This window comes from Ditibartonella apihabitans, from assembly GCF_002007485.1.
Taxonomy (GTDB): Bacteria; Pseudomonadota; Alphaproteobacteria; order Rhizobiales; family Rhizobiaceae; genus Bartonella; species Bartonella apihabitans.
Window position 1 is genome coordinate 699,974 of record NZ_CP015820.1, and the last position, 15,263, is coordinate 715,236.

7 protein-coding genes are annotated in these 15,263 nt (G+C 44.8%); 1 reads left to right on the forward strand and 6 read right to left on the reverse strand.

What is annotated here, in order from left to right; translation table 11 throughout:
- Positions 1-149: 149 nt before the first annotated feature.
- From BBC0178_RS03130 to BBC0178_RS03150, 5 genes are all read right to left on the reverse strand, one after another.
- Positions 150-5,828: an autotransporter outer membrane beta-barrel domain-containing protein gene (locus tag BBC0178_RS03130; protein ID WP_188317762.1), complete on the reverse strand. Its 5,679-nt coding sequence runs from the start codon at positions 5,826-5,828 to the stop codon at positions 150-152.
- Positions 5,829-6,326: 498 nt separating this feature from the next.
- On the reverse strand, positions 6,327-7,658 hold the full coding sequence (locus BBC0178_RS03135) for an ATP-binding protein (RefSeq protein WP_078039177.1): 1,332 nt from the start codon (positions 7,656-7,658) through the stop codon (positions 6,327-6,329).
- The gene (locus BBC0178_RS03140) at positions 7,652-8,305 is read right to left on the reverse strand and encodes a response regulator transcription factor (protein ID WP_077970662.1); all 654 of its coding nucleotides are present in this window, start codon (positions 8,303-8,305) and stop codon (positions 7,652-7,654) included. Before BBC0178_RS03140 ends, BBC0178_RS03135 begins: the two co-directional genes overlap by 7 nt.
- A 3-nt stretch (positions 8,306-8,308) precedes the next feature.
- Positions 8,309-9,955, reverse strand: coding sequence for a phosphoethanolamine transferase (locus tag BBC0178_RS03145; protein ID WP_078039178.1), 1,647 nt, complete (start codon positions 9,953-9,955; stop codon positions 8,309-8,311).
- A 3-nt stretch (positions 9,956-9,958) separates the two neighbouring features.
- Positions 9,959-10,765: an acid phosphatase gene (locus tag BBC0178_RS03150; RefSeq protein WP_078039179.1), complete on the reverse strand. Its 807-nt coding sequence runs from the start codon at positions 10,763-10,765 to the stop codon at positions 9,959-9,961.
- Positions 10,766-11,211: 446 nt separating this feature from the next.
- On the opposite strand from BBC0178_RS03150, the gene BBC0178_RS03155 reads away from it, so the two are divergent.
- Positions 11,212-12,591, forward strand: a complete 1,380-nt coding sequence (locus tag BBC0178_RS03155) for an amino acid permease (RefSeq protein ID WP_078040328.1) — start codon at positions 11,212-11,214, stop codon at positions 12,589-12,591.
- Positions 12,592-12,984: 393 nt separating this feature from the next.
- Here the strand turns inward: BBC0178_RS03155 and ptsP are convergent, their stop codons facing one another.
- Entirely contained in the window at positions 12,985-15,252 is a 2,268-nt protein-coding gene (gene ptsP / locus BBC0178_RS03160) for a phosphoenolpyruvate--protein phosphotransferase (protein ID WP_078039180.1), read from the reverse strand.
- Positions 15,253-15,263: the final 11 nt, after the last annotated feature.

Sequence of the window (15,263 nt, forward strand, 5' to 3'; positions counted from 1 at the left end):
GTCGGAAGATAAAAAGTCCAGTGTTTGGACAAAAAGAGAATGAACGGGGTCGTTGCATTCACGACAATTGAGGTTTTCGGTTTTTCAACCGGAATGGTTTTGAAGGATTATTCCCCATCGCATGGATGAAGAACAATCCCTCCTCAAACTCAGAATTTAATTCTTAAACCTACTGTGCCGCCAAAGCTGTAATTATCGCTGACATTTTTGAACGCACCGCGTATATTTGTTTCGCCATAAAGTGACCAATTATCGTTATTCCAATTATAACTGCCACCCAACCCAAGTCCGGCCTGAAAATCTTCATTTTCATTCCGGAACGAAGTGCCGGAAACATCCACTTTCGTTCCATCAAGAAACTCGTAATAAAGGTTGCCGATGCCATATAGGAGTGTGCGACGCCGGTCTCCGCTATCGGATATCCACGTTTTATCTCTGCTGAAAGCGACACCGGCACGGCCTTCCAGACTGTCACCATCTTTCAGAGATACTTTTGTGCTTAAGCCATCGCGAAAACTGTCAAAATCTATTGACGAATAAGAAAGTTGGATTTGCGGTGTTATATCCCATGTTTCCGTCAATTTTAACCGATGACCGGCCTCTGCCGAAAGAGCGTAGCCGAAACCGTTTTCGTTTTTTGTATCCGAACGGGTAAAATTCTTGGAATTGAAATCGGTTTCATACCAGGTGGCTTGCGATTGTAAATCGACATAGCTGCCATTGAAGCCATACCATGTGGCTGCAGCCCCTATACCATACCCTTCCGCCTCGACTTTGCCATGCCCGTCATCGGAGCGCACAGAGGCTTCTGCACGACCGAAATGACCGCTCAAAGATCCTATCAGGATTCCGTTGGCATTTTCGACGAGTGCACCATCAATCCCGCTTTGCATGCGCCATAGATCAAGATCATAATGTTCATCTGTCGGCGAATGTGAGGGGGTTACTTTGCCTGTGCTTCCCTCCATGCGGCCCCAAAAACCGCTATGTTCAATAAGCGTTGAGGCTTGATCGGAAAGATGAACTTCATTCACCGTATTATCGGTTCCATCCGTCCAAAAGCGGTTACCAACTCGTTGCTGCAAGGTAGACAAACGATTGAGACTTGTGAGCACTTGAGGATAAGCTTCATAGAGCGGAACCGAAGGACCATAAGAAGGTTTCGTAGGCAAGGTTTCACCACCTGCATCACCGCCACCTGTGCCACTATTTCCTTCACCCGCGTCGTCGGTGTCTTCCGGCGAACGAAGATACCAGTCATAAGTGAATTCATCGTCCCCATAAACATCGCGGTTACCGGATTTTTTTGCCGCTCCACGCTTGAGCAAATAGGCATAAGCAGTGTCGGAACCGGCAACAGCCATGACGCCGTCATCACGTTGATATCCACGTCCCCAGCCGCAACCGATAACAAAGCTGTCTTCTCCGGTTGTTGCGCCATTGATTGCGTCAACGACTTTTATGCCCTCATATGCGGTTTTTTTACTTAACCTGCCGACAATTAAATCATCGATATAAAGTTTCGTTTTTCCCGAAGCGGTTCCGCCGTCAATGACAAGCCGGTCAGAAGCGGCGCCGTCGCCATTAAGATCGCTGTTAAGGCGAATTCCACCATTGTTTCCGATATAATCACCTTTGACAATCAGTTTGTCTATAATATTGTCATTACTCCTGCTTACCATATCGATTATACCGCCATTGGTAAGACTAACCTTCGAGGAAGCTCTTAACGCGCTTTCGCTAAAGATGGTGGGAGCAGAGTTATTTCCTTGATAATCATTCTGGTTGATAGCCAATACGCTATTGTTCTCAATGAGAAAATCAAGATTATCTCTACTTTTTATATCATCGGTTAATGTAAGTTTTGCGCCGTCGGCAAGTTTTATTTTCCTCCAATTATCGCCGAAGTTGACACCCCGTGCGAGATCATCGGCAGTAAATGAACCACCTTTAATAATACTACGAGAAAGGGTAAGTTCTTTGTCGTTTCCATTGCCGGCCAATGCATGTTTGAAGTTACCGGTATCAGCTATATTAGCAATGGTCGCCTGATCGCCATCACCTCCGCCCATATCGAATCCGCCAGACCAAATGCCGCCCGACCATATGAGATTATCTTTTCCATCGCCAGCCTGTACAAGCCCCCGCACCTCGGACAAAGGGTTTGTAAAAACAAGTGTATCGCCATTTTGACTGCCTTTGACGGCCAGCACGTCATCGGCTTTTGCAAGTAAACGCCCGCTATTGATAAATTTGGTTCCGTCAGGCGAATTTGATGACCTATTCGTTAAATTGACCAACAGGGCATTTTCAGTATCGGATTGGATTGTTCCGGCATTTTCAGATAATGAAGAGGTTCCTGCCAACCAGCCGGAGCCGGTGGCATTATTATCCATCGTCACAGTTGCATAGTTTTTTACAATCCCTGTTGTATTGGTGCGTATACCGGTTGCGTTCCCGGTGACATTGATTGTGTAACCAGACCCTATAATGGCATTGGAATTTAAAATAGGGCCATTCAATTGTGCATTGCGGAAATCATAGCCAACACCATTGGCTGCAACATTGATTGTCACCGTGGAAGCACGTAATGTTTCACTTTCATCAACATAACCTGTTACAAGACCGACTGCTGTGCGTATACCGGAGCCGCTCCCTCCCACATTGATAACAGAGCCGTTGAAAGCTATAGCTGCCGCAAAATCAGGCTCTGTCGAACTAATATTATTCTCAACCCCGTTCCCTGTACCGGCTCCGACCGTTATCTTGTCACCGCCCAATATTATCCCTTTGGCATCCGAATTTAACAAAACACCGTGGGCGCTTCCGAAGACATTGATTTCCCCCTGATTTCCGGAAGCGTTCACAAAAGCGTTTTTCTCGAGGTAAATACCGGCAATTCCATCATTAACAGTTATCTTGCCGGTGTTAACAATGTTTGCCTGCGTGTCTCTGCCGGCCAATCCTTCAATATGGAGTCCGATTCCATTGGCGACGCTAATATTTTTATAATTTTCCAGACGCCCACCTTCAATCACATGGATTCCGGTAGCATTAGTGCCGTTTGTCATGTCAATGGTGCCGCGATTGACCAGAAGGGCACTGTTGCGCGTGATGAAACCGGTCACGTTCTTGGCGTTGGTTGTGATATCCGCATAATTGGTGAGTTTTGTTGAACTATATTCTTCATTTGTATAGCTTGAATCGATCAAATGGTAACGGCCGTCCACGATGCCGCCAATTGCTCCCTCTCCGGTAAGATAAATTTTACGTTCAAGTTGATCTTCAGCACTGATTTGGCCTATGGCACCACCATTAATAAAAACAGCAGCAGCTCCCTTCTTATTAACGGTAAGATGAGCATCTCTGGTTTCGATCGTTGTTTGGCTCCCATTGATATCCGTACCGGAACCTTCAATAATGACGCTATCTTCTCCGGATGCCGTCAAATTCTCGCCATGGCCATAAAAGCTGGCACCTCCATCCATCCGGAATAGATTGGATTGATCCGCATTCACTTCCATGTTCCTGGCGCCATTTTCAATCTGGCTTCCTGCGCCATAGACATAAAACGCGATTTGTCGCTTACCCGTTACAAAAGTCGGATTTGCATTTTCTGTTACGCTTGCGTAACCGCCATCACGAACGTAAACCCCTACAGCACCATCACCGGTAAGGTCGATGGAACCATCAATAAAAGCCCTTGCACGGTGCGTGTCATCAGGATGTCCTTCGACCCATACGCCGTAATTGCGTATCAATTTGTCAGTTTGTGTGGAGCTCGAAACAACCACATGACTGGTGCTGGTCAATGTTGCGGTTGCATCATTAATACCTGTTTGTTGCACTTTTGTTGAAAGAACGTAAACACCAACACCATTAATCCCGTTAAGTTTGATCGTTCCATTATTGATGACATTATTGATAATATTGTTGCCGTTTTTTACGATTGTACCGTTGTTAACAACCTTCATCCCGTAGTTGCGTGCCGTAGCGCTGCCATTCGTCGGGACTGCTGCACCATTTATCTCTATCGTACCATTATTGACCAGTTTGAGAGCGTGATAGTCTTCAGCTTCAATCGGGATATCGGCAGCCATAGCGGCCGCGTTTTGCATGTTTTTACCGATAATAATGGAGCCATTATTTGTCGCTGTTGCATTACTTGAAGCCATAATGCCGTAAAATTGGGTATTATTGGCGTTCGTTGTATCACTCACAATATCGGTATTGCTATATTGAGCGGCCCTGCCGATATAAATAGTTCCCGAAGAATTGTTGGTGAAACTTGAATAAAGCGAGTCTATGGCAACTCCGGCAACTTTTCCCGGCAGGCCGTCATTGTTAACGCCAACATTGATAATGCCGTCATTCGTTGCAATGCCGGAGTTATGAAGATAAATTCCGTTGCTATATGCAGTTGATTGTTCACTCGAACGGCTGACAGCAACATTTATTATTCCTGCATTATGAAATGTGCCACCGTAAAATGCCTCTACAGCCGAACCTGAATAAAATTCTTTGTCATTTTGACTATTATTGACGTTTGTCTCATGTACAACCGATTCACGAAATCCGGAATTGATGACACCGTAATTGTTGCCAGTCGTATGAGTGCTGTTCTCGTCGTTAGGGTCGCGGTTTGAACCCAGAATAACAGCAGAATTTCCGCGTGCCGAAACAATTCCGCCTTTTTCGATTAAAACTTCACTCCCCCCTTCTGCAACGAGTGCTCCCGACATCGTTGCCGGGTCAAAGCCGACATCAATTTGACCCGTCGAAGTAACAACAATTTTTCCCCCGTTACTCGCATACATAGCACGGGTATTGCCTTGATCTTCGAAAATTTTATCATTGTCAGGTATTGTGGATCCAAGACTTGTTATAGGCACTGATATGAATGTCGGTTGTGCAGCAGCGAATGCATTATCGTAAGCCTGTTGGGTTTTCAGCTCGGGAAACCTCTTATCTTGCAAAGCGTTGACGAGTTCCCGATTGTAGGCTTTTAGCTCCTCGACATTTCTAATTACACGGGTTGTTCCATCATACCCGGTGAATGAATAAGGAAAAACAGGAACTGAAATTTCACGGACAATGGCATCTTTGTTTAAAGTATAAGCGCGGGATTCAAATGAATTTTTCGATGCCCAGTTTACAACACTGCCTTCTCCATCTGCCCATGTCAAATTCGAATTCTTAAGAGCGAGATAAACGGTTTTTTTGGGGTTTAAAAAACCGTTTCCTTTGAAATTCTCCAGATCAACGGTTAACTCTCCACCATTTTCAGCTTTGCCAAAACCGGCGCTGATATATTGATTATCATCAACTTGTTCGGGCGTTAGATATTTCGCATCTCCCCAGTCCGAAACTTCGAAAGATTGATCCGGATAAACATTTATTGTAGAAATTTGTCCGCCACTATCCGTTATCGTCTTGATTTCATTCTTGGCTCCCATTGAAAGATGGGTTTTGCCATTTGTACTGCTATCAAGATCTCCAAGCCGGTTCAGTTCCTCACTTACACCGCGTTTTCCTTGTGCGAGCGAAGAAAGATCGCCTTTGATGTCAAGTTTGTTTCCGGCTCCGGAAACCAGCGCTGCGCCTACATAGTTATCACTTTTTTGCGGATTGAATGTTTCACTTGTAACAGTGCATGTATTATCAATAGCTGCCTCTCCGCCTGACCAGTCAGATCCAACATTGCAAACCGAATTCGCATAAAGAGGAAAAGTGCCGGAACAGAATGAAAAGCTCGCAGTGCCGCAAATGATGATGGCTTTAAAAGAAAAGGAGGTATATTTCTTTTTACGGCTACGAAAGTTTATCATCACCAGTTCCTTCATTATACAGTCTTACTGGAACAGTGTTTTGATTGAATTTTTTATTTCCAGATACTTAGACGCTCATACTAAAGTGGGTATTGGAAATGCGTCCCGGATGGATAGATATTGAATGTTCATCACGGATTGTGAAACTTGAAATAGACGTATCACAAATTCGGCTTTTCCTAAAAAACCGTAATTTTTATATATTTTACGAATTCAATATTCAATAAAATGAACCAAAATATCAAAGTTTTAAACAAGATTAAAAGGGATAAGGTAAGAGAATTATTTTAAGAAATAACGAAAGAGCAGACCTCGAAATTCAAAAACAGAGAGTGTTTGACGTAAAAAATCCCCGTTCCACAGTGCAAAAGATAGAAGCAAAATGCCCGTCATTGATGATATACTCATCGTCAATGAAAAAACTTCGGCAACTTGTCGCTTATATCCATATTGGCAGTAGTTTTTCAATAGATTGATAGCGATGCTCCGCTATTTTTCTCAGAGATCGATTGTTACTTCGAAACCTTGTGAGCTTCCGGTTCTTGGAGACCGATAGGTAATTTTGATCGGCATAGTTTTCTCCAAAGCTTCAACAATAGACAAGCCAAGGCCGGAGCCTTCTTTATGATTGTCTCCACGGTAGAAACGTTGGCTCAACAATTTCAGTTTGGAAAGGGGAACAACAGGGCAATCATTGGATATGATAATATTGTCCCGATTGATTGTTATATCGACAGATGAACCTTCCGAACTATAATTCAATGCGTTTTCAAGTAAATTGCGCACAATAACGCCGAAAGCATCTCCATTAAGATGTTTGTCGAGAACATCGGTATTATAGTGTGTGACAAGCCTTCCTTTTGTCAGATTGGCACGGTTGAAATCCTCAACCACGGCATCAATAAAGGGGATGAGATCGACAAGTTTTTCACTCGTTCCGAGTTGGGTGTCTGCACGAGCAAGCTGAAGCAGTTTTTCACTCAAACGACGTAAACGTTGTAGAGCATTTTCCACTTCTTTTGCTCTTCTATGATAACGTTTGGGGGTTTCTTCGATAAGAACCTGTGTATGCGCCAAAGCCGCCGCGATAGGTGTTCGTATTTCATGCGCACTATTAGATGTGAAAGATCGTTCTGCCTCGAGCGCCGATTTCAATTTCTCCAAAAGACTATTGACCGAACCAATAATGGGCTGAAATTCTTCCGGCATGGATTGCGAGCGTATGGCCTGCATATTGCCCGTGTCTTTTTTGGCAATCGTTTCACTCAGTTTCTTTATCGGACGCAATTGGTTGCGAACAATAAAACCGATTGCAAGCATACTGAGCGGGATGAGAAGTAAAGCAGGTATGAGCATTGCCGTCATAGCCTCGCGGGCGGCTTCCCGCCTTTCGGAAAGTCGGTCGGCAACCTGAATGAGATAATCCCCATCCTGACTGACGAGGGAATAGACCCGCCATTTTTTTGTTTTAAAAAAACCGGTTTTGAGAGGTACTCCATAGGGATTAGCAGGCGCATCTTCCGAACGCATGACCATTTTTCCATCGCGGTCAAGGACCTGATATGTTGTGTATTCCGCCGGTGTCGAGTGATTGTCTGTTCTAACGAGAAGGTCGGAATCTTTGTCATTGTCGCGCACATCTTCCAAAGCGAGAGGAAGAAGACGTTCGGCGGTTACCTGCAGTGTGCCATCGAAAGATTCCCCATATTCCTCATACATGACAAAAGCTGCCATGAGACAAGCAATAACCCAGAAAACCAGATTGGCACAGGTCGCTGAAACGATAACCCGCCGTGTGAGACTTTTCTCCTTCTGCTTGAAATTCAACATAGACTATACCCGCGACCATGATGTGTCTTGATGCGGTCTTTACCGATTTTCTTGCGTAAACGACTTATATAGACTTCAACTGTATTGCTTTCGACTTCCGAACCGAATGCATAGATTGTATCTTCAATCTGTGCTTTGGTGACAAGCATATTCGGGTGGCTCGCCATATGTTCGATAATGGCCCATTCACGGGAACTTAACTCGACTTCTTTATCGTCAATAAAAATCCGTTTATTTTCCATGTCCAAAGTCATAGAGCCGATTTTTATTTCCGATTTTGAAAGACCATTTGTTCTGCGGGCGACAGCACCAATTCGGGCGGTGAGTTCATAAAGGTCGAACGGTTTGACAATATAATCATCAGCACCGCTATTCAGACCTTCTATCCGTTCGCTAATCTGGTCGTGCGCGGTCAATATTACCACAGGCGACGTTAAATTTTTCGTTCGGATATTTTTCAGAAAATCCAGTCCGCTTCCATCCGGTAGACGTAAATCAAGCAATATAAAATCATAACGCGTGGTCGAAACGGCTGCATAGGCATCTTCAAGATTTTCCGCCCAGTCGATCGCGTTGTTCTGGTTAACGAGGTGGTCACGCACCGCGCGTCCGAGCGATTTGTCATCTTCAATCAGCAATACGCGCATGTTTTATTTTTCCAAGGCTATCTGACTGGATTGGCATGATCTGAAGAGATCAAGCCGGTCATCCTTTAATGTTGTTTTAACATTCATCATGGTCAAGACGGAAGGGAAAAGATTGTCGTGTGACATTTGTTTAGATTCGGCATCTTTGCGTATACATCCCAAATCGAGGTTCATCGTCTTTGCAAAGGGCGAGGACATCCACAAAATAAATGGAATATGTGTCTGCTCTTTCGGTGCAATCGAATAAGGCATACCGTGTAAATATAAACCGTTTTCGCCCAGAGATTCGCCATGGTCGGACATATAGATCATAGCAGAATCGAATTTGCCCGCGCGCTGGTTTAACGCATCGATAATCTGGCTCAAAAAATAATCGGTATAGAGAATAGTGTTGTCATAAGCATTGCGGATTTCTTCCGGCTTGCACTCGCTGAAGACAGTCTTTCTGCAGTCTGGCCGAAAATGTCTGAATTTTTCCGGATAACGTTCGAAATAGGCAGGACCGTGACTACCTAATTGGTGGATAAACAACACGCTGTCATGGTCAATATTATCAAGCCATTGCCCGAGTTTTTCGAGCATAATGCCGTCCTGACATTCGCCTTCAATGCAGAATTCGGGATCTTTAAGCCCATAGAAAGATACGTTGTTGACGCGGTCTGCAACACCTTTGCTACCGGTGTTATTTTCCCACCATTCGACGTTAATTCCGGCGTTTTTCAAAATATCCGGAAGACTATTGGTTGATATAGCGCGAGCTATCGAGAACTCCTTGCGAGGAAAGGGTGAAAACATGCATGGAAGCGATTGTGCTGTCGCGGTACCACATGAAGTGGTGTTCGGGAAATAGATTATATCCCGCTTTTTTAATTCCGGATTGGTTTCTTTATCATAGCCTTGCAGCGAAAAATCCTCTGCCCGTGCTGTTTCGCCGGCAACCACAATGGTAACGCGCGGACGATTGTTTTGCGGTTCGAATGGCACTACTTTGGCATCAAGCCCTACTTGTTTGAAAACACGTATTTTCGCATGTTCCCTGCGGGTCACATATTTTACAGCATGACCGATAGGAAGAATAGGGTTGACAATACGCACTATTTCATTGTGCTCGCGTAATGTTGAAATCAACTGACGTGATGTAATCAACGTGCAAAAAACGGCGATCAACAAGCAGGGGACAATAATCGAGAGATTGACAAGTACCTTCTTTATGAGTGGAAAATGTTTGATTTTTATCCACAATATAAGCAAGCAAGGAACAATGCCGGTTAATACAAGATGGAGGAAAAATGCGGGTGTAAGCAGGTTGGACGCTTCTGCCGAAGTGGTCTCTACAGCATTGGCAATCATATCGCGGTCGATAATTGTTCCGAATTCATCCGTAAACCAGCTTGCGATACTTCCCACCATAATGAAAATTATAAAAACCGGCTTGATAAGATATTTAACCGAAAAAGTTACCGTGAGTGCAATAAACAAACAGGCAACACCGACAGCAATTGCCATAATCGGCGCAAAATCATAATTGAAGGCCTGTAAAACATGTTGCCAGAACGTGCGGTTAAAAATCAGAAGCATGTAAAATGCAACGATAATTGATAGAGCCACGCTACTGATTGCAAGGCGATATTTCAAAATGGTGCGAAACATGTGTCACCTCACAACATGAGCGGGATAGGAATAGGAAAAAGACGTTCTGATAGAAAACGGTTTGACATATTCGGCCGGAAATTTTTCGCATTTGCCGTTTTTGTCAGACCATTCTTTCAGTTTTTCCATTTCACTTTGTGTAATGGACAGATCATTTTGGAAGGTCTTAAGTTTTTTCAAGCGTTCGAAAAGTCTTTCCGAATAATGTTCGTCAACTTCCACGGCACTGACACTATGGACGCCGCAAATAACGCGGCTTTCAGCAAAACTGCGCGCACGGGTGAAAATGGCTGCGCGTCTTTCAGGGAAAAATTCAACCAGCAAGCGTGCAACTGTCCATCCTTCCATGGCGTGACCGGACGGATAATCGTAACCTGAAGGTCTCGCGCAAGAAGCGCCTCCATAAGCGATATAAGGACGAGGAATCTTGAATTCTTTCTTGGATTGTCGTGTCAGTCTTTCTGCGTCTTCATCGATTTTGGTAAAAAGCTTGACAAAATTCGGCATATTTTTCGGGTCTAATTGGTGGCCCGTCGCGCAGCTAAAGCTTTGAATAAGCTCTGCTTGAGTTGCTTTAGCGTCGTTTATTGCCTGTTTCCAACGTGCACTGCCTGTATAGTTACGGGTTTTCAAAAAAATTTTTTCATCGCGTTGTTGCTCGGCACTTCCAAAGGGAGGAGGGGTGACGTCAAGCATCATCCGTTGCTCGCCATAACGGTTCAGATAGCCGTTCCCGCTCAAATAATAACCACTGCAAAACAATGTTGCACAGCCAAGAACGGCAATTGTCAGTTTTCGAGTTTTGCGCATTCGCAGAATCCTTGTTTGATCTGCTATCTAAGCGCTAAAACTGACAGTATCCTGAATGGCAAAAAAACTTTGGATTGAAAAAATGGAAAGGCTCGATCCCCCGAGATGGCCGTAATTCCGGATATTTTCCCAATAAAACAAGCGAAATTCGGTCATTTTATCCGATTTTATCTCTTAAAGAATTTCATTTATTTGCGAGCTTTTGTCGATTTTAGAAAAAAGACAAATTGTTAGCGAGTTTTATAATGGTTAGAAGATCGGTTTTTTAGATTAAATGAAAGTTCCAGAAAACGCCGTAGCGGTTTTCCAAGCTGTCATAGAGGCAATATTATTCGGACCGGTATTTTCATTATCTTGTTACCATCGCATAATCGTTTTCTTTCTTTCTTGAATATTCATCATCTTTTGCCTAACACATTCAATATAGCGCCATGGAGAGACGGGAAATGCAGAACAGTTCACTGAAAAAAGGCCTGAGCAAGCGGCATGTGTTTTTTATAGCTCTTGGTTCTGCTATCGGCACGGGATTATTTTATGGCTCGGCCGGAGCCATTAAAGTAGCAGGTCCCAGTGTCCTTCTGGCTTATTGCATTTCAGGTGTTATGGCTTTCATGGTCATGCGGGCGCTGGGTGAAATGGTTCTTCACAATCCACTTCCCGGTTCATTTGGCCGTTATGCCTCCAATTATATGAACCCGTTTTCCGGTTTTCTTACTGGCTGGACCTATGTTTTTGAAATGGTACTCGTTTGTCTTGCCGATATTACCGCTTTTGCAACTTATATGGGGTTCTGGTTTCCCGAGGTTTCGCCTTGGTTATGGACGCTCGGTATCACTCTTGTCATAACCGGTTTGAACCTCACCGCTGTCAAAATTTATGGTGAAATGGAATTTTGGCTATCCGTCGTCAAAATCGGAGCCATTATAGCCATGATCATTGCCGGTTTCGGAATTATGTTATTCGGCTTCGGTACAGCAACACATGAAGCAACCGGTATTCATAATCTTTGGAGCAATGGCGGCTTTATGCCAAATGGCTGGGAAGGTTTTATTGCTTCTTTCAGTGTGGTTGTGTTCGCTTTCGGTGGAATTGAAATTATCGGCCTTATGGCTGTCGAAGTGAAAGATGCCGACCGGAATATTCCAAAGGCAATCAATGCTATTCCATTCCGTATCCTGTTTTTCTATGTAGCAACGCTTGCTATTTTGATGTCGCTTTATCCCTGGAACAAGATTGGCCTTGAAGGCAGCCCCTTTGTTACGATTTTTGAAAGTCTTGGTATCAAATATGCGGCCAATATCCTCAATATTGTTGTGATAACTGCTGCAATTTCTGCCATCAACAGCGACTTATACGGTGCGGGCCGCATGTTGCATGGCCTTGCCGAAGATGGACATGCCCCTAAAAAACTCAATTTTGTTTCAAAAAGCGGAATTCCGGTGTTGTCGGTTTTAGCAATGTTCTGTGTGTTGGTTATTGGCGTGGTGCTCAATTATTTTGTCCATGACAAACTGTTTTTCCTGATCGCTGCTATGGCAACATTTGCGACAGTCTTTGTCTGGCTGATGATTTTGCTTTCACAAGTTTGTATGCGACTTAAAATGTCAAAAGCCGAACAGAAAAACTTGCGTTATCAAATTCCGTTCTGGCCGGTTGGTCCAATCATTGCTATTCTTTTCATGATTTTTATCATTGTGCTTCTCGGATTTTTTGAAGATACAGCACCTGCACTCATCGTCGGTATCATATGGATTGTATTAATGTTGGTCTGCTATTTTGTTATGAAGCGTACAGGCAATGAAGCAAAACATGCCGACTTGAAATAACCTTCAAACTTGAAGCAGTTTCCAAGCCGCCAAGAAGTCTTTTTGTAAGGTGTAAGGGCAAAGAGGAAATTTCGAAGGACAAAAGATTTATCGGGTAGAAACAGGTTTTTGTCATAATCTCCATCGCAAAAGGGGATTATGAGGCTTTTGTAAGTCAAAGTGAGCGAGAGAGGCTAAAAGTTGAGATCGTGCTGAACAATTCTTCAACATATCTTGAAAATCTTTACTTGTTCAACCCCGTTTTCAAAATCTATAAAGCGACGAAAAGAACCGCAACCGGCCTTGCAATAGCGGGAACCGGTCAATCGACCAATTGGCGGCCAGTATAGAACCGCAGAATATAATAGACTATAGCAAACGGCTTTAGATCAAATAGACCGGTAAATCTCGGATTTATAACGCGATATTATTTGCTTCGGCATAAATCGTCAGCCAGGATCGCAATGTTGCGGTGGTCGTTTTTTCCAGTTCGGCGAGCAAAGCTTTTTGTAAATCTCCGATATCAAGCCTGAGCAACATGGCCTTGATTGGACCGATGGCTGACGGGGTCATGGAAATGCGGGTAAAGCCAAGTCCCAAAAGTGCCAAAGCAAGCAATGGTTTACCGGCCATTTCACCGCAGAGGGTCACCGGCGTGTTATTGCGCTCACCTGCTTCGATAATTTTGCGTAAAGCGCGTAGGAACGGGGCAGAAAGTTGATCAAAACGATGGGCTATCTCAGAATTTCCCCGATCAATTGCCATCATAAATTGAAAAAGATCATTGGAGCCGACGGAAACAAAGTCGACAACACGCATGAGTTCATCAAGCTGGAACAAGAGTGCCGGTACTTCAACCATAGCGCCCAATTTCAGCCGCGTTGGCATTGCATGACCAAAACGCGTAAGATAAGCAACCTCGCGGTCGATAAGCTTGCGGGTGTGGTATATTTCACCGACCTCTGTCACCATTGGCAGCATGACGCGCAATTCCCGTCCTCCGGAGGCTTTCAGCAAAGCGCGCAATTGCGTTCTCATCAATGCGGGTTTGTCAAGTGTCAGGCGGATAGCACGCCAGCCGAGGGCAGGGTTTTCTTCTTTGCCTTTGCTACGGAAATAGGGCAACACCTTGTCTCCACCGATATCGAGCGTCCGGAAAGTAACCGGCTTGTCGCCAATTTCCTTATAGACATTGCGATAGAGTTTTTCCTGCTCGTGGGCGCGAGGAAATGTCGAGGCAATCATGAACTGTAATTCAGTGCGGAAAAGGCCAATGCCTTCCGCTCCCGATTCATCAAGTTGTGGTAGATCGACGAGGAGACCGGCGTTGATGAGCAAGGTAATGTGGCGGCCATCCTTGGTATTGGCCGGCACATCCCGCAAATCACGATAGAGTTTTTGTTTACGGGCACGAAACCGCGCTTTTTCAACAAAAGCACTTTCAACATCCGGTACAGGGCGCAGGTAAACTTTGCCATCATCACCGTCAATTATTACAGGGTCGCCATTTTCCGATAGAGACACGACCCCTTTGACTTGCCCCACAACCGGTATTGACATGGCACGCGCAACAATAGCTACGTGGCTTGTAGAGGCCCCATCTTCCAATACAAGGCCACGAATACGTTCCCGCGGATAATCCAATAATTCGGCCGCCCCCATCGAGCGGGCGACAATAATTGAATCTGTCGGTAAATCGGCATTGATTGTTTCGCGCGTGCGCCCCATCAATTGATAAAGCAGGCGATTGGCGAGATCGTCAAAGTCTGACAATCGTTCACGCAAATAGGGATCCGTCAGGTGAACCATGCGTGCACGTGTATCACTTTGAACTTTTTCAACTGCCGCTTCCGCAGTCAAACCGTTTTTGATTGCTTCTTCAAGCCGCCTTATCCAGCCGCGGTCATTGGCAAACATACGATAGGTTTCAAGAATTTCGCGGTGCTCGCCTTCACTTGCTACATCACTTCTTGAAAGCATGTCATCGATTGATAGACGTAACGAGTTGATCGCTTTTGTGAGCTTCTCGATTTCCGCATTGCTGTTTTCATTGAACAGATTGGTCACGACAAGTCGCGGTTCGTGAAGAACAATATGACCAAGGCCGATGCCTTCGTTGAGTGACTGGCCAACAAGTGTGAACGGGCGGCGCATGTCAACATCGACATTGGGACGGGTAAGCCTCGGTAGATCACCTGCTGCAACCATTTCTGCAAGAACCATGGCAACTGTTTCGAGGGCTTCGACTTCCTCGTCACTATAACCACGCTTATTGCGGTTCTGGACAACAAGAACACCCAAGGTGCGACCGGCGCGTAAGATTGGAACACCGAGAAATGACGAATAGATTTCTTCACCCGTTTCGGGAAGATAGGCGAATGCCGGATGTTTTCTTGCGTCTGTCAGATTGAGCGGACGGGCAGTGGCTGCAATGGTTCCCACCAGACCTTGCCCCAAACGTAATTCCGAAAGGTGGACAGCGCCGGGATTTAGGCCTTCTGTCGCATAAAGTTCCAACATATTGTCGGAACGCAAAACATAGAAGGAGCAAACCTCTGCGTCCATATTGCGAGCGATTTCACGAACAATAAGGTCAAGTCGTTCTTGCGAGTCCATGGCACGTGCCATAAACTCGCGTAGCCGCTTCAGAATAACTTTGGGGCCTACATGGGTCTCCCGCATAATTTATCATA